Annotated in this window: 20 protein-coding genes; 13 read left to right on the top strand and 7 right to left on the bottom strand. The window is 65.5% G+C overall.

The features are described from left to right. Window positions 1-79: 79 nt before the first annotated feature. Window positions 80-850 (bottom strand): enoyl-CoA hydratase, encoded by a 771-nt coding sequence (locus ACVWZ4_RS32205; RefSeq protein ID WP_456703150.1) that lies wholly within the window; start codon window positions 848-850, stop codon window positions 80-82. 152 nt (window positions 851-1,002) lie between these two features. Between ACVWZ4_RS32205 and ACVWZ4_RS32200 the strand changes: the two genes are divergently transcribed. Together ACVWZ4_RS32200 and ACVWZ4_RS32195 are read left to right on the top strand one after the other, a co-directional pair. Further along, window positions 1,003-1,542 carry a PaaI family thioesterase gene (locus ACVWZ4_RS32200; RefSeq protein WP_456741944.1) on the top strand — a complete coding sequence of 180 codons (540 nt, stop codon included), beginning with the start codon at window positions 1,003-1,005 and terminating at the stop codon, window positions 1,540-1,542. Window positions 1,543-1,601: 59 nt separating this feature from the next. After that, a complete protein-coding gene (locus ACVWZ4_RS32195) occupies window positions 1,602-2,222 on the top strand; it encodes a TetR/AcrR family transcriptional regulator (protein ID WP_456703152.1) in 621 nt (206 codons plus the stop codon). Here the strand turns inward: ACVWZ4_RS32195 and ACVWZ4_RS32190 are convergent. Further along, window positions 2,219-3,160, bottom strand: a complete 942-nt coding sequence (locus ACVWZ4_RS32190; protein WP_456703153.1) for a LysR family transcriptional regulator — start codon at window positions 3,158-3,160, stop codon at window positions 2,219-2,221. The genes ACVWZ4_RS32195 and ACVWZ4_RS32190 overlap by 4 nt on opposite strands. A gap of 102 nt (window positions 3,161-3,262) precedes the next feature. On the opposite strand from ACVWZ4_RS32190, the gene ACVWZ4_RS32185 reads away from it, so the two are divergent. The 8 genes from ACVWZ4_RS32185 (at window position 3,263) to ACVWZ4_RS32150 (ending at window position 12,649) form a co-directional block, all read left to right on the top strand. After that, a complete protein-coding gene (locus ACVWZ4_RS32185) occupies window positions 3,263-4,759 on the top strand; it encodes a CoA-acylating methylmalonate-semialdehyde dehydrogenase (RefSeq protein WP_456703154.1) in 1,497 nt (498 codons plus the stop codon). A gap of 152 nt (window positions 4,760-4,911) precedes the next feature. Beyond that, window positions 4,912-6,057, top strand: coding sequence for an isobutyryl-CoA dehydrogenase (locus ACVWZ4_RS32180; RefSeq protein WP_456741943.1), 1,146 nt, complete (start codon window positions 4,912-4,914; stop codon window positions 6,055-6,057). Continuing rightward, window positions 6,054-7,121, top strand: coding sequence for an enoyl-CoA hydratase/isomerase family protein (locus ACVWZ4_RS32175; protein ID WP_456741942.1), 1,068 nt, complete (start codon window positions 6,054-6,056; stop codon window positions 7,119-7,121). The genes ACVWZ4_RS32180 and ACVWZ4_RS32175 overlap by 4 nt, the downstream gene beginning before the upstream one ends. Window positions 7,122-7,133: 12 nt before the next feature. Continuing rightward, entirely contained in the window at window positions 7,134-8,042 is a 909-nt protein-coding gene (mmsB, locus tag ACVWZ4_RS32170; RefSeq protein WP_456742298.1) for a 3-hydroxyisobutyrate dehydrogenase, read from the top strand. Further along, entirely contained in the window at window positions 8,039-9,754 is a 1,716-nt protein-coding gene (locus ACVWZ4_RS32165) for an AMP-binding protein (RefSeq protein WP_456741941.1), read from the top strand. Before mmsB ends, ACVWZ4_RS32165 begins: the two co-directional genes overlap by 4 nt. Further along, window positions 9,755-10,234, top strand: a complete 480-nt coding sequence (locus ACVWZ4_RS32160) for a MaoC family dehydratase (protein ID WP_456734880.1) — start codon at window positions 9,755-9,757, stop codon at window positions 10,232-10,234. 229 nt (window positions 10,235-10,463) lie between these two features. Then, window positions 10,464-11,381 carry an SDR family NAD(P)-dependent oxidoreductase gene (locus ACVWZ4_RS32155; RefSeq protein ID WP_456741940.1) on the top strand — a complete coding sequence of 306 codons (918 nt, stop codon included), beginning with the start codon at window positions 10,464-10,466 and terminating at the stop codon, window positions 11,379-11,381. Beyond that, complete coding sequence (locus ACVWZ4_RS32150; RefSeq protein WP_456742297.1) at window positions 11,378-12,649, top strand: NAD(P)/FAD-dependent oxidoreductase; 1,272 nt, start codon at window positions 11,378-11,380, stop codon at window positions 12,647-12,649. The genes ACVWZ4_RS32155 and ACVWZ4_RS32150 overlap by 4 nt, the downstream gene beginning before the upstream one ends. A 56-nt stretch (window positions 12,650-12,705) precedes the next feature. Here the strand turns inward: ACVWZ4_RS32150 and ACVWZ4_RS32145 are convergent, their stop codons facing one another. From ACVWZ4_RS32145 to ACVWZ4_RS32135, 3 genes are read right to left on the bottom strand one after another with little or no spacing between them, the layout of a single operon-like run. Continuing rightward, window positions 12,706-13,785, bottom strand: coding sequence for a D-TA family PLP-dependent enzyme (locus ACVWZ4_RS32145; protein WP_456703160.1), 1,080 nt, complete (start codon window positions 13,783-13,785; stop codon window positions 12,706-12,708). A gap of 3 nt (window positions 13,786-13,788) precedes the next feature. Continuing rightward, window positions 13,789-15,600, bottom strand: coding sequence for an ABC-F family ATP-binding cassette domain-containing protein (locus tag ACVWZ4_RS32140; RefSeq protein ID WP_456790442.1), 1,812 nt, complete (start codon window positions 15,598-15,600; stop codon window positions 13,789-13,791). A 2-nt stretch (window positions 15,601-15,602) separates the two neighbouring features. Beyond that, a complete protein-coding gene (locus tag ACVWZ4_RS32135) occupies window positions 15,603-16,094 on the bottom strand; it encodes a YaiI/YqxD family protein (protein WP_456703162.1) in 492 nt (163 codons plus the stop codon). A gap of 107 nt (window positions 16,095-16,201) precedes the next feature. Between ACVWZ4_RS32135 and ACVWZ4_RS32130 the strand changes: the two genes are divergently transcribed. After that, window positions 16,202-17,002 carry a hypothetical protein gene (locus tag ACVWZ4_RS32130; RefSeq protein WP_456741938.1) on the top strand — a complete coding sequence of 267 codons (801 nt, stop codon included), beginning with the start codon at window positions 16,202-16,204 and terminating at the stop codon, window positions 17,000-17,002. A 133-nt stretch (window positions 17,003-17,135) separates the two neighbouring features. Here the strand turns inward: ACVWZ4_RS32130 and ACVWZ4_RS32125 are convergent, their stop codons facing one another. Then, window positions 17,136-19,508, bottom strand: coding sequence for a xanthine dehydrogenase family protein molybdopterin-binding subunit (locus tag ACVWZ4_RS32125; RefSeq protein ID WP_456763627.1), 2,373 nt, complete (start codon window positions 19,506-19,508; stop codon window positions 17,136-17,138). A 209-nt stretch (window positions 19,509-19,717) separates the two neighbouring features. Here ACVWZ4_RS32125 and ACVWZ4_RS32120 point away from each other — a divergent pair, with 209 nt between their 5' ends. Both ACVWZ4_RS32120 and ACVWZ4_RS32115 read left to right on the top strand, forming a co-directional pair. After that, window positions 19,718-20,788, top strand: coding sequence for a Ppx/GppA phosphatase family protein (locus ACVWZ4_RS32120; RefSeq protein ID WP_456703165.1), 1,071 nt, complete (start codon window positions 19,718-19,720; stop codon window positions 20,786-20,788). A gap of 1 nt (window position 20,789) precedes the next feature. After that, window positions 20,790-21,476: an RlmE family RNA methyltransferase gene (locus tag ACVWZ4_RS32115; protein WP_456741937.1), complete on the top strand. Its 687-nt coding sequence runs from the start codon at window positions 20,790-20,792 to the stop codon at window positions 21,474-21,476. Window positions 21,477-21,481: 5 nt separating this feature from the next. Here ACVWZ4_RS32115 and ACVWZ4_RS32110 read toward each other — a convergent pair whose 3' ends face one another. Further along, entirely contained in the window at window positions 21,482-22,972 is a 1,491-nt protein-coding gene (locus ACVWZ4_RS32110) for an MFS transporter (protein WP_456741936.1), read from the bottom strand. Window positions 22,973-23,140 lie beyond the last annotated feature (168 nt).

Below are 23,140 nucleotides of genomic sequence, written 5' to 3'. Positions count from 1 at the left end.
CAAAAAATGCAACCGTGCCCGGCATGAGAAATTGTCGTGGTTCCGATGAATTGTCGTCGCGTGATCGCAGGGCGTCCGCTTACCGCTTCCTGTTCGCAAACGCCTGCATCAGTCGCGTCGGCTCGTCCGTCAGGAACGATTGGCCGAACACCTTGACGCTGAGGTTGACCGACTCGGTCAGCGGCAGTTCCTCCCACTGCCGCAGCAGCGCCTTCTGCGAGCGCAGCGCTTCGGGGCCGCATTCGAGCAGGACGTTCACCAGGTGCTCGATCTCCCCGTCGAGGCCGCCCGGCGCGGCGACCTTGTCGACCAGGCCCCAGGCCAGCGCCGTCGGCGCGTCGATGTTCTCCGCGGTCATCACCAGCCAGCGGGCGCGGGCCCAGCCGATCAGGCGCGGCAAGAGCGCGGCATGGATCACCGAGGGAATGCCGACGCGAACCTCGGGCATGCCGAAATGCGCATCATGCGCGGCGATCCGGAAGTCGCAGGCCGCCGCCACCTCGAGCCCGCCGCCGAGGCACCAGCCGGGCATGCGTGCGATCACGGGGGCAGGGAATTGGCGTACGGCTTCGCAGAGGTCGCGCAGCCGGCTGATGAAGCCTTCGGCTGACGTCTGGTCGAGCTTCGCCATCTCCTTGATGTCGGCGCCGCCGATCATGCTCTTCTCGCTTTGGCCGCGCAGCACGGCGACGCGGATGCTGCGGTCGTCAGCGAGCCGCTGCAGGCCTTCGCGCACCGCATCGGTCACGGGCGAGCCCAGAATGTTCAGAGTGCCGGCATTGCAGATCGCGACATGGACGACGCCGCGCGCATCGCGCGTCACGCCGCAGTGGTCGTTGAGCATGTCCATCGTGAGATCTCGAAGGTTTCGCGGACCAGGGCGAGGGGCGCCGGCCGGGATCACTTCCGGGCCGAAACGGCTCCCTTGTCAAGCGGCAGGGCGGAGTTGCAAGTGCGAAGTCCGCCGCATAGTATGATATGAATCATATAAAGAGGCGACCCATGACTGAGCCCACTGAACTCGACCTGTTTTCGGCGGCGCAGCGGCGCGAGCGCGTGGTGGAGTGGCAGGCGCCTGCACCGGTTGCGAAAGTGGCGATGGGGCTCTCGGGCATGGACGCCATGCTGGGCATCCGCGACGGCCGGCTGCCGCCGCCGCCCTTCGCCAGGCTGATCGGGTTCATCATGGCCCTGGTCGAGCCGGGCCGTATCGTGATGGAACTGGAGCCCCGCGAGGATCTCGAAAATACCATCGGGCTGCTGCATGGCGCCACGGCCGCCGCGCTCCTCGACACCGCGATGGGATGTGCGGTTTCGACCAGATTGGAGGCGGGGCAGGGGTCCGTCACGCTCGACCTCAAAATGACCTTCCTGCGTCCGCTCTCCGTGCGGTCCGGGCTGATCTCGGCCGAGGGCAAGGTGATCAAGCTCGGGCGTCAGACCAGCTACACCGAAGGTTTTGTGCGCGACGGCAAGGGGAGCCTCGCAGTCCATGCGACTGCAACCTTTTCAATGATCGGCGGCAATTTTACCGGGAATTAATGCGCCGCCCGGTCGATATTCGTGTTATGAGATGACCTCCGACATTCAATGAGAGCCGCATGCGCTACTCCCGGGAACACAAGCAGGAAACCCACGACCGCATCGTGAAGAAGGCGTCCATCCGGCTGCGCGAAAAGGGCGCCCACGGTATCGGTGTCGCCGACCTCATGAAGGAGGCGGGCCTGACCCATGGCGGCTTCTACGCGCATTTCGATTCCCGAGAGGCCCTGGTGATCGAGGCGTTTGCCTACGCCATGGACCGCTCGATGGAACACTGGCGCAAGCAGTCCGATCAAGTCGCGCCCGAGAAGCAGTTCGCGCAGATCGTCGAGACCTACCTCTCGGCTTTGCACCGGGACAATCCCGGCCATGGCTGCTCGATCCCCGCGCTCGGCGCCGAGATCGCGCGCGAGAGCCCGAAGACGCGAAAAGCCTTTGCCGGCAAGCTCGACGAGATGCTCGAGATGATGACCGATTTCATCCCGAACATGCCGCGCAAGGCCGCGCGCAAGCAGGCGATCGCGACGCTGGCGACCATGGCCGGCACCATGCTGCTGGCGCGCATCGCCGGCTCTAGCGAGCTGTCGGATGAGGTGCTGAAGGCGGGCAAGGACAGCGCGCTGGAGGGGGCGAAGCGGGAGCCGGTGAAGGCTGCACCAGCCAAGAAGAAGCAGAGCTAGCCGGGATGCCGCTCTTGCGGGAGCGGTGTCTGCGGTCCCGCGAACAAAGCCCGCTCACGCTCCACGATCTCGCCGATGTAATCCGCCACGGCCCTGATCCGCGCCAGGTCCTTGCTGTCGGCATGCATCAGCATCCAGAACGTCCTGACGATCGAGACCTCCTCGGGCAGCACCGCCACGAGCTGCGGATAATCGCTGGCCATGAAATGCGGCAGCACCGCGATGCCGAAGCCTGCGAGCGTCGCATTGAGCTGCGCGATCAGATTGGCGCTGCGCAGCCGCGCTGAAATCCGTGGCGACACCAGCGGCAGGTAATCGAGCTCCGGCGTGAACAGCAGCTCCTCGATGTAGCCGACGAAGCGGTGTTGCGGCAGTACGTCGCGTGAGGTGATTTTCGGGAAGCGGTCGAGATAGGCTGGCGCCGCATAGAGCCCGAGGCGGTAGTCGAGCAGCTTGCGGCCGACGATGCGGCCCTCCTTCGGCATGGTCAGGCTGATCGCAATGTCGGCCTCGCGCTTGGAGAGACTGAACAGCCGCGCCGTCGCCACAAGTTGCAGATCGAGGTCGGGATAGCGATCGGCGAACGGCGCCAGCCGCGGCGCCAGGAAGGCGGTGCCGAATCCGTCAGGCGCGCCAATCCGCACCGTCCCGGTCAGCCGCGCCACCGAGCCGCCGACCTGCTCCTGGTTGGCGACGATGGTGGATTCCATGGCTTCCGCGCTGTCGGCGACGCGCTGGCCGGCCTCGGTGAGGAGATAGCCGGTCTTACGCCGGTCAAACAGCTTGGCCGAGAGGTGCTTTTCCAGCCGGTCCACCCGACGGATCACCGTGGCATGGTCGACGCCGAGCTGCTTCGCCGCAGCCGACACCGAGCCGCCCCGCACGATGGCCAGCACGAACCGAAAGTCGTCCCAATCGATGGTGCCTTGATCCAGCATTTTCGCACATCTATGGTGCAATATATCAGACTTGAATCCCAATAAATGCAGGTCGATAGGATTTGTCAAAGCGTTCCAGCTCGCCCTCAAGGAGATCATTCCATGCGTTCAGTCGGACATTTCATCGGTGGCAAGGAAGTGAAGGGCACGTCGGGCCGGACGGCAGACGTCTTCGAGCCGATGACCGGTGACGTTCAGGCCAAGGTCGCGCTCGCCTCGAAGGCCGAGGTTCGCGCTGCCGTCGAGAACGCGCGTGCGGCTCAGCCTGAATGGGCTGCGACCAATCCGCAACGCCGGGCCCGTGTGATGACGAAATTCGTCGAGCTGGTGCAGCGCGACTACGACAAGCTCGCCGAATTGCTCGCGCGCGAGCACGGCAAGACCGTGCCCGACGCCAAGGGCGACATCCAGCGTGGTCTCGAGGTCGCCGAATTCGCCTGCGGCATCCCGCATCTGATGAAGGGCGAGTACACCGAGGGCGCCGGTCCCGGGATCGACATCTATTCGCTGCGCCAGCCGCTCGGCGTCGTCGCCGGCATCACGCCGTTCAATTTCCCGGCGATGATCCCGATGTGGAAGTTCGCCCCGGCGATCGCCTGCGGCAACGCCTTTATCCTCAAGCCGTCCGAGCGCGATCCCGGCGTGCCAATGAAGCTTGCCGAGCTGATGATCGAGGCGGGCCTGCCGGCCGGTATTCTCAACGTCGTCAACGGCGACAAGGAAGCGGTCGACGCGCTCCTCGACGATCCCGATGTCAAGGCCATCGGCTTCGTCGGCTCCACGCCGATTGCGCAGTACATCTATGAGCGCGCCGCCCAGACCGGCAAGCGCTGCCAGTGTTTTGGCGGCGCCAAGAACCACGCCATCATCATGCCTGATGCCGACATGGACCAGGCCGTCGACGCGCTGATCGGCGCCGGCTACGGCTCGGCGGGCGAGCGCTGCATGGCCGTCTCCGTCGCCGTTCCCGTCGGCAAGACCACCGCGGATCGCCTGATGGACAAGCTGATCCCGCGCGTCGAGAGCCTCAAGATCGGCACCTCGATCGATCCGTCAGCCGACTACGGTCCGCTGGTCACGCGCGAGGCGGTCGAGAAGGTCAAGAGCTACATCGACATCGGCATCAAGGAAGGTGCGACGCTCGCGGTCGACGGCCGCGGCTTCAAGATGCAGGGCTACGAGAAGGGCTTCTATCTCGGCGGTTCGCTGTTCGACAACGTCACCAAGGACATGCGAATCTACAAGGAGGAAATCTTCGGTCCCGTTCTGTCGGTCGTGCGTGCGCATGACTACAAGGAAGCGCTGGCACTGCCGTCCGACCATGATTACGGCAACGGTGTTGCGATCTTCACCCGGGACGGCGACGCGGCGCGCGACTTCGCGGCCAAGGTGAATGTCGGCATGGTCGGCATCAACGTGCCGATCCCGGTGCCGATCGCCTACTACACCTTCGGCGGCTGGAAGAAGTCGGGCTTCGGCGATCTCAACCAGCACGGCCCGGACTCGATCCGCTTCTACACCAAGACCAAGACGGTGACCTCGCGCTGGCCGTCCGGCGTCAAGGAAGGTGCGGAGTTCTCGATCCCGACGATGAAGTAGGGCTGTTGCGCAGCCCGTCATTGCGAGCGTAGCGAAGCAATCCGGAACCTTTCCGCAGAGACAGTCTGGATTGCTTCGTCGCTTCAGTGCAAAATTGCTCCGCAATTTTGTCACGAGCTCCTCGCAATGACGAGGAAGGTGAGGAGCCCAGCATGCAGTTCGCCCTGAATGAGGATCAAGTCGCGGTTCGCGACATGGCGCTGGCGTTTGCGGCCGAAAAGATCGCGCCGCACGCGCTGCGCTGGGACGAGGAGAAGCATTTCCCCGTCGAGGTCATGCGCGAGGCCGCCACGCTCGGCATGGGCGGCATCTACATCCGCGAGGATGTCGGCGGCTCCGCCATGACGCGGTTCGACGCGGCGCTGATCTTCGAGGCGCTGGCGACGGGCTGCCCGACCATTTCGGCCTTCATCTCCATCCATAACATGGCGAGCTGGATGATCGATGCCTTCGGCAGCGATGCCCAGCGCGCTCAATGGCTGCCAAGGCTCTGCACCATGGAGCTGATCGCGAGCTATTGCCTGACCGAGCCGGGCGCTGGGTCGGATGCGGCGGCGCTTCGCACCCGGGCGATGCGCGACGGCGATCACTATGTGCTCAACGGCCAGAAGCAATTCATCTCCGGCGCCGGTGGTACCGATCTGCTGGTCGCGATGGTTCGCACCGGCGGTGACGGTCCCAACGGCATCTCGACCCTCGTCATTGACGGGAAGACGCCGGGTGTCTCGTTCGGTGCCAACGAGCGCAAAATGGGCTGGAACGCGCAGCCGACCCGCGCCGTGATCTTCGAGAACGCCCGCGTGCCTGTTGCCAACAGGCTGAGCGAGGAGGGCGTGGGTTTCAAGATCGCGATGGCGGGGCTTGACGGGGGCCGTCTCAACATCACGGCTTGTTCGGTTGGTGGTGCCCAAACGGCGCTCGACAAGGCGCGCGCCTATATGACAGAGCGCAAGGCGTTTGGAAAACGCCTCGACGAATTCCAGGCGCTGCAATTCCGCCTCGCCGACATGGCGATCGAGCTGGAGGCCGCGCGTACCTTCCTGTGGCGCGCCGCGGCGGCGCTCGACCGAAAAGCTCCCGACGCCACCATGCTCTGCGCCATGGCAAAACGCTTCGGTACCGATGTGGGTTTCGAGGTCGCCAACCACGCGCTCCAGCTTCACGGCGGCTACGGTTATCTCAGCGAATACGGCATCGAGAAGATCGTGCGCGATCTGCGCGTGCACCAGATCCTCGAAGGCACCAATGAAATCATGCGGCTCATCGTGGCGCGCAGATTGATCGAGGGCGCGCGATGAGTGGAGCGGAAGAGGGCGATCTGATCGTTCGCCGCGAGGGCGCGGCAGGCGTGATCCGCCTCAATCGTCCCAAGGCGATCAACGCCATGACGCTGGAGATGTCGGAAGGCATCGACGCGGCGCTTGATAGATTCGAGACCGATCCTGACGTCGCTGTGATCATCCTGGAAGGCGCAGGCGAGCGCGGCCTCTGCGCCGGCGGCGACATCCGCGGCCTCTGGGAGAGCTCGCGCGAGGGCGGCGATCTCGGCGCCAGGTTCTGGCGCCAGGAATACGTCATGAACGCGCGGATCGCGAAATATCCGAAGCCCTACGTCGCCTTCATGGATGGCCTGGTGATGGGCGGCGGCGTCGGCCTCTCGGGCCATGCCAGCCATCGGATCGTCACTGATCGCACCAAGCTCGCGATGCCCGAGGTCGGGCTCGGTTTCTTCCCCGATGTCGGCGGCACCTTTCTGCTGTCGCGTTCGCCCGGCGAGATTGGCACTTATTTCGGCCTGACTGGCCAGACCATGAACGGCCCTGATGCGGTCCACGCGAAATTCGCTGACGTGGTGGTATCTGCGGCCAAATGGCCGGAGCTGCGCGCGGCTCTGACCAAGGTTCGCCAAGACGCCACTGCGGCCGATGTCAGCAGGCTCATCAACGGTTTTGCGACCGGTGAGATCGCGGGACCGGTCGCCGCCAAAGAGCCTGTGATCGACGCGCTGTTCGGCTTCGACCGCATGGAAGACATTTTTGCCGCGCTGAAGCGCGACGGGTCCGAATTCGCGCTGGCGACGCTGAAGACGCTCTCCGAAAAATCGCCGCGCGGCATGGTGGTGACGCTGAAATTGCTGCGGCTCGCGCGGACCGCGTCAAGTCTGGAAGAATGCCTGGTGCGCGAATATCGGGCCGCCTGTGAAGTGTTCCGCAGCGATGACTTCCGCGAGGGCGTGCGCGCCGCTGTCATCGACAAGGACCGCAATCCGACCTGGTCGCCGCCGCGGGTCGAGGATGTAACGCCGCAAATGCTTGCGCCTTACTTCGCCGAGATCGGCGCCGACGAGCTGAAGTTCAATTGATCAACGCTACATCTGGAGGAAACGAAGATGGCCACGGTCGCATTCATCGGTCTCGGCAACATGGGCGGTCCGATGGCCGCCAACCTGGTCAAGGCCGGCCACAAGGTGGTGGCGTTCGATCTCGTCGAGGCCTCCCGCAATCAAGCCAAGGCCGACGGCGCCGGCATCGCTGATAGCGCATCGGGCGCGGTGAAGGGCGCCGATGTCGTCGTCACCATGCTCCCGGCAGGCAAGCATGTGCTCAGCGTCTGGAACGAGGTCGTGCCCGCCATGACCAAGGGTGCGCTGATCATCGACAGCTCCACCATTGACGTCGAAAGCGCGAGGGCCGCGCATGCGCTCGCGGCCAGGAATGGCGTGCTCTCGGTCGACGCGCCGGTTTCCGGCGGGACCGGCGGTGCCAAGGGGGCGACGCTCACCTTCATGTGCGGCGGCGAGGAGGACGCGTTCGCGGCAGCCAGGCCCGTGCTGGAAAAAATGGGCAAGAAGATCGTGCATTGCGGCGGCGCCGGCGCCGGGCAGGCGGCCAAGATCTGCAACAACATGATCCTCGGCATTTCCATGATCGCGGTGAGCGAAGCCTTTGCACTCGGCGAAAAGCTTGGCCTCTCGCATCAGGCGCTGTTCGACGTCGCCTCGACCTCGTCGGGTCAGTGCTGGTCGCTGACCACCTATTGTCCGGTTCCCGGCCCGGTGCCGACCTCGCCCGCCAACAACGACTACAAGCCGGGCTTCGCCTCGGCGCTGATGGTGAAGGACCTGACGCTGGCGCAGGACGCCGCCAAGGCCGCCGGCGCCGCGACGCCGCTCGGCAAGCATGCACAGGAGATCTATCAGTCTTTCGACGCAGCCGGCCAGGGCGGGGTGGATTTTTCCGGAATTATCAAGCACGTTAGGGGGCTAGCCGGGAAAGCCCAATGACGACGTTTCAGGACGCGCGCGCGTTTCTTCTTCAGCACCGCACGGATTACGAAACAGCGGTCAGGGATTTCCGCTGGCCCGATCCGGTCCCCTTCAACTGGGCGCTCGACTGGTTCGACGAGCTCGCGAAGGATACGGATGCCAAGGACCGGCCCGCGCTCTGGATTGTCGATGCCGCACTGGACAAGCAGACAAAACTATCCTTCGCGGCGCTCTCGAAGCGTTCCAACCAGGTCGCCAACTTTCTCCGTGCGCAAGGCCTCAAGCGCGGCGACCATCTCCTGCTGCTGCTCGGCAATGTGGTTCCGCTGTGGGAGACGATGCTGGCGGCGATCAAGCTCGGCGTCGTCGTCATTCCCGCGACCACGCTGCTCACCGCCGACGAGCTGCGCGACCGGCTCGATCGTGGAAGGGCGAAGGCACTGGTTGCTGCGGAAGACCAGGTCGCGAAATTCGCAGGCCTTGGTGCCGGGAACATCGTCCGCATCGTCGTAGGTGCGGCCTCCGACGGCTGGCTCGCTTTTGAGCAGGCGGCGAAGACTTCAGAGAGTTTCACGCCCGACGGTCCGACCAACGCCGACGACCCGATGCTGCTCTATTTCACCTCGGGCACCACGGCAAAGCCAAAGCTGGTCCGGCACAGCCAGCGCAGCTACCCTGTCGGGCATCTCTCGACCATGTACTGGATCGGACTGCAGCCAGGCGACATCCACCTCAACATTTCCTCGCCCGGCTGGGCCAAGCATGCCTGGAGCTGTTTCTTCGCGCCGTGGAATGCCGGCGCCACCGTGTTCGTGGTCAACCAGCCGCGCTTCGACGCCAAGGGGCTGCTCGCCACCATCGGCCGCTGCGGCGTCACCACGCTGTGCGCGCCGCCGACGGTGTGGCGGCTGTTCATCCAGGAAAATCTTGCGTCGTTCAACGTGAGCCTGCGCGAAGTCTGCGGCGCCGGCGAGCCGCTCAATCCTGAAGTGATCGATCAGGTGCAGGCCGCCTGGGGCCTCACGATCCGTGATGGCTACGGCCAGACCGAGACCACGGCGCTTGCCGGCAATTCGCCGGGCCAGAAGATCAAGGTCGGCTCCATGGGCCGGCCGCTGCCGGGCTATCGCGTGCAGGTCAGCGATGCCGATGGCCATCCCGCCAAGGAGGGCGAGGTGGCCTTGCTGCTGGGCGCGGATCGTCCTGCCGGCCTGATGCAGGGCTATCAGGGCGACGACGGCAGGCTCTCCGGCGCCGAAGGCGAGCTCTATCGCAGCGGCGACGTGGTGTTCGCTGACGAGGACGGCTATCTCACCTTCGTCGGCCGCTCCGACGACGTGTTCAAATCCTCCGACTATCGCATCAGCCCCTTCGAATTGGAGAGCGTGCTGCTGGAGCACGAGCTCGTGGCGGAAGCCGCCGTGGTGCCGAGCCCGGATCCGATCCGGCTCGCGATCCCCAAGGCCTTCGTGCTGCTGACCTCGGGCGCGGAGCGGACGCCGGAGACGGCACTCTCCATCTTCAAGCACCTGCACACGCGGCTTGCGCCGTTCAAGCGCATTCGCCGGCTCGAGATCGTCACGGAGCTGCCGAAGACGATCTCTGGCAAAATCCGCCGCGTGCAGCTACGACGGCTCGAACGCGACAATGATCGCGACGACCCGCTGCGCGGCCGGGAATTCCGTGAGGAGGACTTTCCGGAGCTGCCGAAAACGAGAAGTGAGACCTGAGTGAACGAAATCTGGAAGAAGCCGCCGATCACGCTGGAGGCCTATCAGGCCATGGTCGGCAAGGAGATCGGGGTGTCGTCCTGGCACCTGATCGACCAGCCCCGCATCGACACCTACGCCGCTGTGATCGAGGATCACCAGTTTATCCACGTCGATCCGGAACGCGCGAAGAAGGAAACCTCCTTCGGCACCACGATCGCGCACGGTTTTCTCACGATGTCGCTGCTGTCGATCATGTCCTATGAGGTGATGCCTGTGATCGCCGGCACCACGATGGGCGTCAATTACGGCTTCGACAAGCTGCGCTTCATCTCGCCGGTGCGCTCGGGCAAGCGCGTTCGTGGCCGTTTCGTGCTGGCGGAGGCCAAGCTGCGCAAGCCGAACGAGTTGCAGTCGCGCACCAACGTGACGGTGGAGATCGAAGGCGAGGACAAGCCCGCGCTGGTCGCGGACTGGCTTGGCCTGATCTATTTCGCGTAGGCCGAGGCCGTTATGGCCGGGCTTGACCCAGCCATGCATCGCTGCTCAAAAAGCGACTGAAAGCGAGGTCCTAATCCTCTCCCCTTGTGGGAGAGGGGTGCCTCGCGGAACGCGAGGCGGGTGAGGGGTCTCTCTCCGCGAGCGCACCTGCCGAGAGAGACCCCTCATCCGGCGCTCCGCGCCACCTTCTCCCACAAGGGGGAGAAGGCAAGAACAGAGACTGTTTCAAATGCCAATCAGGTTCGACGGACGCGTCGCCATCGTCACCGGCGCAGGCAATGGTCTCGGACGCGCGCACGCGCTGGGTCTTGCGAGCCGCGGCGCCAAAGTCGTGGTCAACGATTTCGGCGGCGCGCGTGACGGCACCGGCGCCTCGCTCTCGCCGGCTGAAGCCGTGGTCGAGGAGATCCGCAAAGCCGGCGGCAACGCGATGGCCGACGGCGCCGACGTCTCGAATTTCGAGCAGGTCACCGCCATGGTCGAGCGCGCCACCAAGGAATGGGGCAGCGTCGACATCATGTGTGCCAATGCCGGCATCCTACGCGACAAGTCGTTCGGCAAGATGGAAGCGGCCGATTTTCAGAAGGTGCTCGACGTGCATCTGGTCGGCACGTTCTATTGCTGCAAGGCGGTCTGGGCCGGCATGCGCGACCGCAACTATGGTCGTATCGTGTTGACGACCTCGTCCTCCGGCCTGTACGGCAATTTCGGCCAGGCCAATTACGGCGCGGCCAAGTCGGGCATGGTCGGCCTGATGAACGTGCTCGCCGAGGAAGGCCGCAAGAACAACATCCGCGTCAACATCATCTCGCCCACGGCCGCCACCCGCATGACCGAAGAGCTGCTGCCGCCGCAGGCGCTGCAGCTGATGAAGCCCAACGCGATCACGCCCGCGGTCGAGTACATGCTGAGCGAGGACGCCCCGACCCGCACCATCATGGGCGCCGGTGCAGGCTCCTTCGCCGTGATCAAGATCATCGAGAGCGAGGGCATCAACCTGCCGGAGGCCGACTGGACGCCTGACGCAATCGCCGCGCGTTTCGCAGAGATCAGCGACATGTCGAAGGCCAAGGCGCTGGCCGGCGCATTCGAGCAGACGCAGAAATACGTCGCGCAGGCCGCGGCGCGCGCGGGGATCAAGCTCTGACTGACGTCGCCGTCATCGGTGCTGGTCCAGCCGGGCTGATGGCGGCGGAGGTGCTCGCATCGGGCGGTGCCCGCGTCACCGTCTTCGACGCAATGCCGTCTGCGGGCCGCAAATTCCTGATGGCCGGCCGTGGTGGGCTCAACCTGACTCACAGCGAGGCGCTGCCGGATTTCCTCCCCCGTTACCGCGAAGCGATGCCGCACTTGCGCTCCGCGGTCGAGGCGTTTCCGCCCGAGGCGCTGCGCGACTGGAGCGCAGCGCTTGGACAGCCGACCTTCGTCGGCAGCAGCGGGCGGGTGTTTCCAAAAACCTTCAAGGCTTCGCCCTTGCTGCGCGCCTGGCTGCGGCGGCTCGATGCCGCTGGCGTGCAGTTCGCATTTCGCCATCGTTGGGCCGGTTGGGACGGTAATGGGCGGCTGCAATTTCAAACGCCCGACGGCACGCGAGCCGTCGCGTCCAAGGTAACCGTGCTCGCGCTGGGCGGCGCCAGCTGGCCGCGGCTCGGCTCGGATGGCGCGTGGGTCGATTGTCTCGCCGCAAAAGGCATTGCTGTCTCGGAGCTGCGGCCGGCCAATTCCGGCTTCACGGTCTCATGGTCCGACGTCTTCCGCGATCGCTTCGAAGGCCAGCCGCTCAAGGGCGTGGCGCTGACGGTCGGCGCGCACACGGTGCGCGGCGAAGCAATGATCACCCGGGCCGGCATCGAGGGCGGCGCGGTCTATGCGCTATCGGCGGAGCTGCGCGAGGCGGTGCTGGGGATCGGGCAGGCGACATTGACGATCGCATTGAGGCCGGATCTCACCACGGAGGCGCTGGCCACGCGGCTGTCAGGCACGCGCGGCAAGCAGTCTCTGGCAAATTTCCTGCGCAAGGCGGCGCAATTGTCGCCGGTCGGCATTGGCCTGATGCAGGAAGCGGCCATTGCGTCCGGCCGGCCACTGGCCGTGTTCTCGCCGGTGGAGCTTGCGGATCTGGTGAACGCCATTCCGGTTCGGCTCACCGGCGTCGCCCCGATCGGGCGCGCCATCTCGACCGCGGGCGGCATTGCCTTCGACGAGCTCGATGAAAAATTCATGCTGCGCAAACTGCCCGGCGTGTTCGCCGCCGGCGAGATGCTGGACTGGGAGGCGCCGACTGGGGGCTACCTGCTGCAGGCCTCGTTCGCGACGGGGGCGGCTGCGGGCAGGGGTGCGCTGGACTGGCTGAAACGCTCACCACCGTCATTGCGAGCGCAGCGAAGCAAATCCAGAATCTCTGTGCGGAGGTAGTCTGGATTGCTTCGTCGCAAGGGCTCCTCGCAATGACGGTTGTGCGAGCAGCGCGCCTAGCGCAGCTTCCCCCGCGCGGCCACCGGCAGCGTGCCGATGATCTCCTCGCCGCGGACCATCACCACCTCGTCCATCATGTTGACGACGACGCAGACGTGGTTCGGCACGATGCGGACGACGTCGCCGACGCTTGGTCGCGTGTTGCTGCGGGAGAGGTCGAGAAAGCCGTGCTCCTCGGCGAAGCGGGCGATCTTGGCCTCGGGGTGCTCCAGGATCAGGCCGTGGCCGTCGAGCCCGCCGGTATCCGTCGTGAGCGTCTTCGAGCCGGCATCGAGAATGCCGCGCTCGGGGGCGGCACGGCTCACCACCGTCGAATAGACGTGCAGCGCGCAGTCGTCCCAGGTGGCGGAGCCGGCTGCGACCTGCATGCGGTCGTTATAGATATAGGTGCCGAAGCGGTGCTCGGTGCCGCCCCTGAGCTTGCCGATATTGACGAGGTTCGGCGTGCCGCCGGTCGAGACGATCTTCGCGTCGAGCCCGTGCGCGCGCACACCGGCCAGCGCCTCGTCGAAGAATTTCTGCGCATCGCCCCAGCCTGTTTCGGTCGGGTAGAGCATGAAGCCGGCAAACTCCAAGCCCTTGGACGCGGCAATTTCGCGTGCGAGCGCGATCGCCTCCGCCGGCGTCTCGACGCCCGCGCGCTTGCGGCCCGTATCGCATTCCACAACGACCGAGAGCGGACGGCCCGAGGCCGCGGCGGCCTTGGGCAGGCCGGCAACCACGGTCGGATTGTCGGCGGCGACCGTCATGCTGGTCTTGGCATTCAGCGCGCCCAGCCGCGCCATCTTCTCTTCGCCGAGCAGATTGTAGCTGATCAGGATGTCGTCGATGCCGGCATTGGCCATGATCTCGGCCTCGCCGATCTTCTGGCAGGTGATGCCCTTGGCGCCGGCCGCGACCTGCATCTTGGCAAGGGTCGGGTTCTTGTGCGTCTTGATATGCGGCCGGTTGGCGACGCCAGCCTCGTCGCAAGCCTTCTGGATCCGCGCGATGTTGCGCTCGACCTTGTCCATGTCGATGACGGCGCACGGCGTGCCGTATTCGCGGGCGATCTTTGCAGCAAGGGTCGTTGTCATGGGTCAAGCCTGTTCTATCTCTTCGCGAAGCATTTCGAGTTCAAGCCAGCGCTCTTCAGCTGCTGACAATTCATCATGTGCCTTGGCGATCGCAGCCGAGGTATCGTCGAATGTCTTGCGATCCCTGGCGTAGAGATTGGGATCGTCAAGCACACGCTGCAGTTTCGCGATGTCGGCGTGCAGGGTCTCCATCCTCTTCGGCAGCGTTTCCAGCGCGTGCTTTTCGTTGAAGCTGAGCTTGCGCTTGGCAGCGGACGAGGGAGCAGCGGGACGCTCCTCTTTCTTCTCCGCAGGAGCTCGTGCCTTCGACGTTTCGCGCTTCAAATCCGCGCCACGCTGCGCCAGCATGTCGCTATAGCCGCCGGCATATTCGATCCACTTGCCATTGCCCTCCGGCGCGATCACCGAGGTGACGACGCGGTCGAGGAAGTCGCGATCATGGCTGATCAGTATCACGGTGCCCTCGTAGTCGCCGAGCATGTCTTCGAGCACGTCGAGGGTCTCCAGGTCGAGATCGTTGGTCGGCTCGTCCAGCACCAGCAAATTCGAGGGCTTTGCCAGCGCGCGCGCCAGCATCAGCCGTCCGCGCTCGCCGCCCGACAGAACCTCCAAGGGCGTGTTGCGTTGCTCCTGCGCGAACAGAAAGTCCTTCATGTAGCCGACGACGTGCTTCGGCTTGCCGCCCACCATGATCTGGTCGCCGCGGCCGCCGGTCAGCGCCTCGGCCAGCGTCGATTTCGGGTCGAGGCTTTCACGGTGCTGGTCGAGCGTCGCCATCTCGAGATTGGCGCCAAGCCGCACCGTTGCGGTGTCCGGCTGCGCCCCGCCGGTGAGCAGGTTGACGAGCGTGGTCTTGCCGGCGCCGTTCGGGCCAACGATACCGAGCCGGTCGCCGCGCTGGATCCGGGTGGAGAAACTATCGACGATCACGCGCTCGCCAAAGGCCTTGGTGACGCCCTTCGCCTCGATCACGAGCTTGCCCGATTGCTCCGCTTCCGCCGCGGCAAGATTGGCGCTGCCGGCGGTGCCGCGGTAATTTCGGCGCTGCTCGCGCAACGCGTGCAGATTGCCGAGCCGCTTGACGTTGCGCTTGCGCCGGCCGGAGACGCCGTGGCGCAGCCAGTGCTCCTCGTCGACGATCTTGCGGTCGAGCTTGTGCTGGTCGCGCTCTTCCTCCGCCAGCACCTCGTCGCGCCAGCTCTCGAACGAGGCAAAGCCTCGGTCGATTTGCTTGATCTTGCCGCGGTCGAGCCAAGCGGTGGAGCGCGACAGATTGGTGAGGAAGCGGCGGTCGTGGCTGATGATGACGAGCGCGCTGCGCCGGGAGTCGAGCTCGCTTTCCAGCCATTCAATGGTGGAGAGATCGAGATGGTTGGTCGGCTCGTCCAGCAGCAAAATGTCGGGCGAGGGCGCCAGCACCCGTGCCAGCGCCGCACGGCGGGCCTCGCCGCCGGAGACGTCGGCCGGGTTCTCGTTGCCGGTGAGCCCGAGCCGCTCGACCAGGTAGCGCGCCTGATACGGATCGTCGCCGGGCGCGAGACCGGCCTCGACATAGGCGAGCAGGGTCTTGTGCTCGCCGAAATCAGGCTCCTGCGGCAGATAGCGAACGGTCGCGCCGGGCTGCACGAAGCGGGTGCCGCCGTCAGGCTCGACCAGGCCGGCCACGATCCTGAGCAGCGTCGACTTGCCCGAGCCGTTGCGGCCGATCAGGCAGACGCGCTCGGATGGCGCGACATTGAGTTCGACGCCCGACAGCAGCGGCGTGCCGCCGAAGGTGAGCTTGATGTCTTTCAGTTGAATCAGCGGCGGCGCCATCCTCAGCCCTGACTTGTTGCGGCCTGATCGGCGCGGCGACGCTGGATCCGGCGCAGCGTCTGATCCAGCGCCGAGAGAAATGTCGAGCGGTCGCGCGGCGAGAACGAGCGCGGGCCGCCGGTGACCTCGCCGGCCGAGCGCAGATCCGTCATGAGATTGCGCACCGCCAGCGTCATGCCGATCGACTCTTCGGTGAACGGCTTGCCGTTCGGTGCGATCACGTCGGCGCCGGCCTTCACGCAGCGGCTCGCCAGAGGGATGTCGGAGGTGATGACGACGTCGCCGGCCTTGGCCCTCTCCGCGATCCAGTCGTCGGCCGCGTCCATGCCGGCACCTGCCGCGATGCGTTCGATCAACGGGTCCTGCGGCACGCGAATCAAGCTGCCGGCGACGACGCTCACGGGCACGCCGTGGCGGAGCGCGACGCGATAAATCTCGTCCTTCACCGGACAGGCGTCGGCGTCGACATAGATGCGGGTGGGGGTGTCGGTCATTCGCCGCGTGGTACCCCATTCGGGCCGCAAAGGCGAGGGGATTGACCGGTGTTCCCGGGGCCCTACGATCAGCCCAGAAACAACAAAAACATTGGGGTGGCCAAGCCATGCTGCACCGGCTCGAAACCTACCGCGTCGAGGCCTACAACACCGCAAAACAGTCCGAAAACAAGATGCACGACGACGCCGTGGCGCGCCGCTTCGGCTTCTCCGGCGGGCTGGTCCCGGGCGTCGATGTCTTTGCCTACATGATGCACGTGCCGCTGGCGCGCTGGGGCCGCGATTTCCTGTCGCGCGGGCTGGTCGAGGCGCGTTTCATCAAGCCTGTTTATGACGGCGAGACCGCCGATGTCGAGGCCACCGAGCATAACGGCCTGCTGACGATCGAGGTGTTCAGCCGCACCGAGCTCTGCGCCACGGGCACGGCGTCCTTGCCGGCGGCCGCGCCCGCGGTGTCGTTGAGTGACTATGTCGAAGTCCGCGCGGTGGCCGATCGCAAGCCGGTCAGCTCTGACATCTTCGCAACGGGCAAATGGCTGGGGACGAGGCCGCGCCGCTGGTCCGGGCCGGATGCGACAGGCTATCTCGCCGATGTCAGGGAGACCGATCCGATCTTTGCGCGCGAAGGGCTCGGCCATCCCGGCCTGATCCAGCGCGTCATGAACCGCGTGCTGACTGACAACACGATTCTCGGCCCGTGGATTCACGTCGGCAGCCGCATGCAGCTGCTGTGCGCCGCGCGCGCCGGCGACGAGATCGCCGCGCGGGCGAGGGTCACCGCGAACTACGAGAAGAAGGGCCACCGCTTCGTCGAGCTTGACGCGCTCGTCGTCGCCAACGGCACGACGCCGATCGCGCATTGCCAGCACACCGCAATCTACCAACCGCGCGAAGAGGCCGCGGCATAGCGCGGGAAAGCCGCGCCGTATCCGCATCGTTGTGCCCGGCTTGTCCCGGGCATCCAGGTTCTTCGTGCCTCGTGGCTAAGGCGTGGATGGCCGGGACAGGCCCTGCCATGACCACCGGAAGAACGTGCGCCGCCTACGCCGCCTTCCTCTTGGCGTCCTGAATGGCCCGCCACACCCGCTCCGGGGTCAACGGCATGTCGATATGCTTGATGTCGTAATCGGAAAGAGCATCGAGCACCGCGTTCACGACCGTCGCCAGGCTACCGGCGCAGCCGGCTTCGCCGCAGCCCTTGCTGCCGAGCGGATTGGTCGTGGCCGGCACCGGGTGGTCACCGACCGTCATGTTCGGCACGTCCTCCGCCCGCGGCAGGGCGTAGTCCATCAGCGAGCCCGTGATGGGCTGCCCGCTCTCGTCGTAGCGGACATGCTCCATCAAGGCTTGTCCGATGCCCTGGACGACCCCGCCGTGGAGCTGGCCGGCGACCAGCATCGGGTTGATCACCGTGCCAAAGTCGTTCACCGCGCTGTAGCGCACGATCTGCACCACGCCGGTCTCAGGATCGACCTCGACCTCGGCCACGTGACAGCCGTTCGGGAAGGCCGACGGCACGGGGTCGCTGGTGTGGTCGACGTCGAGGCTGTCGGGCACGCCATCGGGCACCTTGCCGTCATGCAGGCGCTTGGCGAGCTCCATGATGTCGATGCTCCGGTCGGTGCCGGCGATGGTGAAGCGGCCGTCGGCGAACTCGATGTCGGCTTCGGAAGCCTCCAGCACGTGTGCGGCGGCGCGCTTGCCCTTCTCGATCACGAGCTTGGCCGCGCCCACGATCGCCATGCCGCTCGCGGTGATCGAACGCGAGCCGCCGGTGCCGTTGCCGGTATGGACGATGTCGCTGTCACCCTGCACCAGCTTCACGCTCTCGAAGGGAACGCCCAGCTGGTCGCACAGCACCTGTGCGAATGGCGTGGCGTGACCCTGGCCGTAGTCGAGCGTGCCGGTGATCAGCTGCACACTGCCATCAGGCTCGAACACGATCTTGCCGAGCTCGGGGCCCGGCGGTGCCGTGACCTCGAGATACGAGCCGACGGCGATGCCGCGCAGCTTGCCGGCCTTCCTGCTCTCCTTCTTGCGCTTGGCAAAATTCTCGTGATCGGAGAGTTCGAGTGCCTTGCTGAAGACGGCCTGGAAGTCGCCGCTGTCATAGGTGACGCCGGAGGAAGCGGCGAACGGCATCTGGTCCGGCTTGATGAAGTTGCGCTTGCGCATCGTCAGGCGGTTGATGCCCATCTCATCGGCGGCGCGGTCAATCAGCCGCTCCATGTAGTAATTCGCCTCGGGCCGGCCGGCGCCGCGATAGGCGCCCATCAGCGTGGTGTTGGTCAGAACCGTCTTGATGTCGATCGCCATCAGCGGCGTGCGATAGACGCTGGAGAAGTTCTTGCCGGTGTTGAGCGAGAGCGGGCTCGGCGCCACGCCCGTGATGTAGGCGCCGAGATTGCCGTAGCCGGAGAGTTTTGCCGCGAGGAAGTGCCCCTCGGCATCGAGCGCCAGCTCGGCATGGATCCGCTGGGCGCGGCCGTGGCTGTCGGAGAGAAAGCTGGTCGACCGCTCGTCGAGCCACTTCACCGGACGTCCCAGTGCCTTCGCCGCGTACAGGATGCACATGTATTCGGGATAGTTGACGTTCTTCATGCCGAAGGAACCGCCGACATTGGCGGTGAGGATGCGCACCTTCTCGTTCGGCACCTTCAGGTTCTTGGCGAGATTGGTCCGGTTGCCCGCAACACCCTGGGTCGGCATCTGGATGGTATAGCGCTCGCTCGCCTTGTCGTAGGAGGCAAGGCCGACGCGCGGCTCCATCGACACCACGGCAACGCGGGTGTTCTCGATGTCGATCCTGGTGACGTGGGCTGCGCTTGCGAAGGCCGCGTTCACCTTCTCCGTGTCGCCATAGTGATAGTCGAGCGCGACATTGTTGGGGATGTGGTCGTAGAGCTGCGGCGCGCCGGGTTTTGCCGCCTCCTCGGGATCGGTCACCGCGGCCAGCGGCTCGATATCGAGCTCGACCGCCTCGGCCGCATCGCGTGCCTGGACCAGCGTCTCGGCCACCACGAAAGCGACGGGATCGCCGACGAAGCGGACCTTGTCGGTCGCCAGCGGCTGGCGGTTGGTCTGGCGCAGGGGCGAGCCGTCACGGCTCTTCAGGGGCAGCCCACAGGTGAAGGGGCCATAGCCGGCGGCATCGATGTCCTTGCCGGTCCACACCCCCAGCACGCCCGGCATCGCCCTGGCGGCGTCGGTTCCAATGCCGCGGATGATTCCGTGGGCATGGGGCGAGCGGACGATCACGGCATAGGCCTGGCCAGGCAGGTTGAAATCGTCGGTGTAACGGCCCTGGCCGCGCACCAGCGTGTCGTCCTCCTTGCGGCGGACCGGCTGCCCGACGCCGTATTTTTGCAGTGCAATAGCGTTTTCGAGCGTGGAGGATTTGGTGTGTTCTTGCATGGAAAATGACCTGAAAAGCCGGCAATTGCGCGAGATGTGGGCGCCTGAGGACCGGGGCCTCTGAGATAACCCGCCACTGCGTTCACGACAACGCACGAATGGGCATGGTCCCATGTGATGCGATGTTGCGCATGTCAGCCGCGCTGGTAATGTTTCAAGCGAAAAATCAATTCCAGACCGGCCCGACCGGCCGCGGAAAGACAGTTTGTATGAATGACCACACGCGGCTCCGCGACGGCCATGTGCCGCACGGTGAGCTGGAGGGGTCGATGGCGGCGGTGGCATTGGCCACTGGGCCGGCCGTCCCCGCGCGAGCGGGAACCGGCGTCTATGCGGCGCTGGACCTCGGCACCAACAATTGCAGGCTCCTGATCGCCTGTCCGACCCACGATGGCTTTCGTGTGGTCGATTCCTTCTCGCGCATCATCCGGCTCGGCGAGGGCGTCTCGGCGACGGGGTGCATCAGCGAGGCCGCGATCGATCGCGCCATCGCGGCGCTCAGCATCTGCCGCGACAAGATCAATTTGCGGAAAGCGCGCCGGTTGCGGCTGATCGCGACCGAGGCCTGCCGCGCGGCCTCGAACGCGGAGAACTTCCGCAGCCGCGTCGCGGCCGAGACCGGCATCGAGCTCGAGGTGATCGACCGCGAGACCGAAGCCTCGCTCGCCATGCTCGGCTGCGCGCCGCTGGTCGATCCGAGGGGACGCGGCGCCATCCTGTTCGATATCGGCGGCGGCTCGACCGAGCTGGTGCGGATCGAGCGCGACCCGCAAAGTCCGGAACCGCGCATCAAGGCGTGGATGTCGATCCCGCTCGGCGTCGTGACGCTGGCCGAGCAGTTCGGCGGCCGCGACGTGACGCCGGAGATTTATGCCGCGATGGAGCGGGAGGTTGCCAGCCACGTCGCGCCGTTCGCCGCGGAGCACGGCCGCGACCTCACCGGCATGCATCTGCTCGGCACCTCGGGCACGGTGACGACGCTCGCCGGCATCCATCTCAATCTCGTGCGCTATGACCGCCGCCGCATCGACAGCATCTGGATGAACGACACCGACATCACCGCGACCATCACCAAGCTGCTCGGCATGAGCTATGAGGACCGCGCCAACAACAGCTGCATCAGCGTCGAGCGCGCCGATCTCGTGCTCGCCGGCTGCGCCATCCTCGACGCCATCAGGCACGCTTTCCCGCTGCCGCGCCTGCGCGTTGCCGACCGGGGGCTGCGCGAGGGCATGCTGGTCGAGATGATGCGCGAGGATGGTGCGCTCAGGAGCTGGTGAGATGGCCAAAGACACCACCGGTCGCTTGCACGTCCAGGTCAAGACCGGCGGCAAGCGCAAATTGTCGTCCAAGCTGTGGCTGGAGCGGCAGCTCAACGATCCCTACGTCGCCAAGGCCAAGGCGGCGGGCTATCGCTCGCGCGCCGCATTCAAGCTGCTGGAGATCGACGACAAGTTCCGCCTGTTGAAGCCGGGCATGGCCGTGGTTGATCTCGGCGCTGCGCCCGGTGGCTGGAGCCAGATCGCCGCCAAGCGCGTCGGCTCGGTCGACGGCAAGGGCAAGGTCGTCGCGATCGATCTGCTGGAAATGCCTGACATTCCCGGTGTCGACTTCGCGCAGGTCGATTTCATGGACAATGACGCGCCCGACAAGCTCACAGCAATGCTGGGCGGCGGCGCGGATATCGTGATGTCCGACATGGCCGCCAACACCACCGGCCATCGCAAGACCGACCAGCTCCGCATCGTCGGCCTGGTCGAGACGGCGGCCGCGTTCGCTTGCGACGTGCTCAAGCCCGGCGGCACGTTCCTCGCCAAGACATTCCAGAGCGGCGCCGACGCCGATCTGCTCGCCCAGCTCAAGCGTGACTTTGCGACCGTGCGTCACGTGAAGCCGGCGGCGAGCCGGCAGGATTCGTCGGAGCGCTATGTGCTGGCGACCGGATTTCGCGGCGAGGCGAAAGCGTAGCCTCGCTACCCCAGCCGCTGATCCCGCATGTCTTGCGTGTCTTCCGTCGCGACCTTGACGGCGGCGGTAGCCGCGCTCTTGGCGGCGCCCTTGCGACTAGCGACCTCGACCGCCTTGCGGCCGGAGATCTCGTGGCCGGCATCGCTGGGCATCTGCCAGAAGAACCAGCTCGAGACCGCCGAGGTCAGCCCGACCACGACGAAAGCCGGAGCGAACACCGTGGCATTGATCTCGCTGACGTGGTTGAGCCACATCGTCGTCTCCACCGAGGCCGCCCCCACCGCGACGCCGGCGGAGACCGCGAGCTGCTGGTTGACGCTGACCAGCGTGGTGGCGCGGCTCATCTGCGGGCTCTCAACGTCGGCATAGGCCACCGTGTTGATGGCGGTGAACTCCAGCGAGCGGAAGAAGCCGCCGACCACGAGGATCACCATGATGATCAGCAGCGGGGTCGTCACCGTGAACAGCGCGCAGACGGCGAGGAAGAATGCGCTGACGATCGCGTTCACCGTCATCAGGTTGCGGAAGCCGAAGGCGCGGATCAGACGCGCCGCCAGCGTCTTCATGCCCATGGCGCCCAGCGAGGAGGAGAACGTGACAAGGCCGGAATGAAACGGCGACAGCCCGAAGCCGATCTGCATCAGCAGCGGCAACAGGAAGGGCAGCGCGCCGATGCCGAGCCGGAACATGAAGCCGCCGACGATGGCCGCCCGCAGCGTCGGCAGCCTCAGCAGCGAGAAGTCCAGCACCGGCGATCCCGTTCGCCGGGCGTGAATCACGTAGAGCGTCATCGAGATCGCGCCACCCGCGACCAGCGCTGCAACCGTGCTCCAGGGCAACAAATTGAGGCCGGCGACCGACAGGCCGAAGGCGATGCCGGCGAGACCGATGCCCGCAAGCACCATGCCATAGAGATCGAACTTCTCCTGCGTCTCGCTCTTGATCGGATCGATGAAGCGCAGCGCCATGAAGATGCCGAGCAGCCCGATCGGGATGTTGATCAGGAAGATCCAGTGCCATGAGGCGTAGGTCGTGATGAAACCGCCGAGCGGCGGGCCGATCACGGGACCGATCAGGGCAGGGACCGTCACCCACGCCATGGCATTGACCAGCGCGCTCTTGTCGACCGAGCGCAGCAGCACGAGACGCCCGACCGGCGTCATCATCGCCCCGCCCATGCCTTGCAGGATGCGTGCGAACACGAAGTCGGTGACCGATCCCGAGAGTGCGCAGCCGACCGACCCGATCATGAACACGCTGACCGCGATCGCGAACACCATGCGCGCGCCGAACCGGTCGGCGGTCCAGCCGCTCGCCGGGATGAACACCGCGAGCGACAGGAGGTAGGAGGTGATCGCAAGCTTCAGCGTGAGCGGGCTGGTGCCGATGTCGGCCGCGATCGCCGGCAGCGAGGTGGCAATGACCGTGGAATCCATGTTCTCCATGAAGAGAGCAGTGGCCACGATCAGCGGAATGACGCGTTGCTTGTTGACCATGACGGATCGGTAATGGAAATCAGAAGGCAAGGACGAGAAATCCGGCTTATCACCGCCCACGGGCGGGGACCATTGCGGATCGACGCATAGCACCTAAATCCTGCGGAACACCGCTCTGACCCTCGCCCTCGTCACTGCGCGGCGCGACGGAGTCGCGAGCCCGGAACG

This window comes from Bradyrhizobium sp. USDA 4472 (assembly GCF_054058595.1).
The sequence above is the reverse complement of the archived record's forward strand: the minus strand, read 5'-3'. Positions and strand labels throughout refer to the sequence as shown.

Excerpts from the sequence above, each read along its gene's own strand:
- ACVWZ4_RS32205 (WP_456703150.1), bottom strand. The coding sequence starts at position 850 with ATGGACATGCTCAACGACCACTGCGGCGTGACGCGCGATGCGCGCGGC.
- ACVWZ4_RS32200 (WP_456741944.1), top strand. The coding sequence starts at position 1,003 with ATGACTGAGCCCACTGAACTCGACCTGTTTTCGGCGGCGCAGCGGCGC.
- ACVWZ4_RS32195 (WP_456703152.1), top strand. The coding sequence starts at position 1,602 with ATGCGCTACTCCCGGGAACACAAGCAGGAAACCCACGACCGCATCGTG.
- ACVWZ4_RS32190 (WP_456703153.1), bottom strand. The coding sequence starts at position 3,160 with ATGCTGGATCAAGGCACCATCGATTGGGACGACTTTCGGTTCGTGCTG.
- ACVWZ4_RS32185 (WP_456703154.1), top strand. The coding sequence starts at position 3,263 with ATGCGTTCAGTCGGACATTTCATCGGTGGCAAGGAAGTGAAGGGCACG.
- ACVWZ4_RS32180 (WP_456741943.1), top strand. The coding sequence starts at position 4,912 with ATGCAGTTCGCCCTGAATGAGGATCAAGTCGCGGTTCGCGACATGGCG.
- ACVWZ4_RS32175 (WP_456741942.1), top strand. The coding sequence starts at position 6,054 with ATGAGTGGAGCGGAAGAGGGCGATCTGATCGTTCGCCGCGAGGGCGCG.
- ACVWZ4_RS32165 (WP_456741941.1), top strand. The coding sequence starts at position 8,039 with ATGACGACGTTTCAGGACGCGCGCGCGTTTCTTCTTCAGCACCGCACG.
- ACVWZ4_RS32155 (WP_456741940.1), top strand. The coding sequence starts at position 10,464 with ATGCCAATCAGGTTCGACGGACGCGTCGCCATCGTCACCGGCGCAGGC.
- ACVWZ4_RS32145 (WP_456703160.1), bottom strand. The coding sequence starts at position 13,785 with ATGACAACGACCCTTGCTGCAAAGATCGCCCGCGAATACGGCACGCCG.
- ACVWZ4_RS32140 (WP_456790442.1), bottom strand. The coding sequence starts at position 15,600 with ATGGCGCCGCCGCTGATTCAACTGAAAGACATCAAGCTCACCTTCGGC.
- ACVWZ4_RS32135 (WP_456703162.1), bottom strand. The coding sequence starts at position 16,094 with ATGACCGACACCCCCACCCGCATCTATGTCGACGCCGACGCCTGTCCG.
- ACVWZ4_RS32130 (WP_456741938.1), top strand. The coding sequence starts at position 16,202 with ATGCTGCACCGGCTCGAAACCTACCGCGTCGAGGCCTACAACACCGCA.
- ACVWZ4_RS32125 (WP_456763627.1), bottom strand. The coding sequence starts at position 19,508 with ATGCAAGAACACACCAAATCCTCCACGCTCGAAAACGCTATTGCACTG.
- ACVWZ4_RS32120 (WP_456703165.1), top strand. The coding sequence starts at position 19,718 with ATGAATGACCACACGCGGCTCCGCGACGGCCATGTGCCGCACGGTGAG.
- ACVWZ4_RS32115 (WP_456741937.1), top strand. The coding sequence starts at position 20,790 with ATGGCCAAAGACACCACCGGTCGCTTGCACGTCCAGGTCAAGACCGGC.
- ACVWZ4_RS32110 (WP_456741936.1), bottom strand. The coding sequence starts at position 22,972 with ATGGTCAACAAGCAACGCGTCATTCCGCTGATCGTGGCCACTGCTCTC.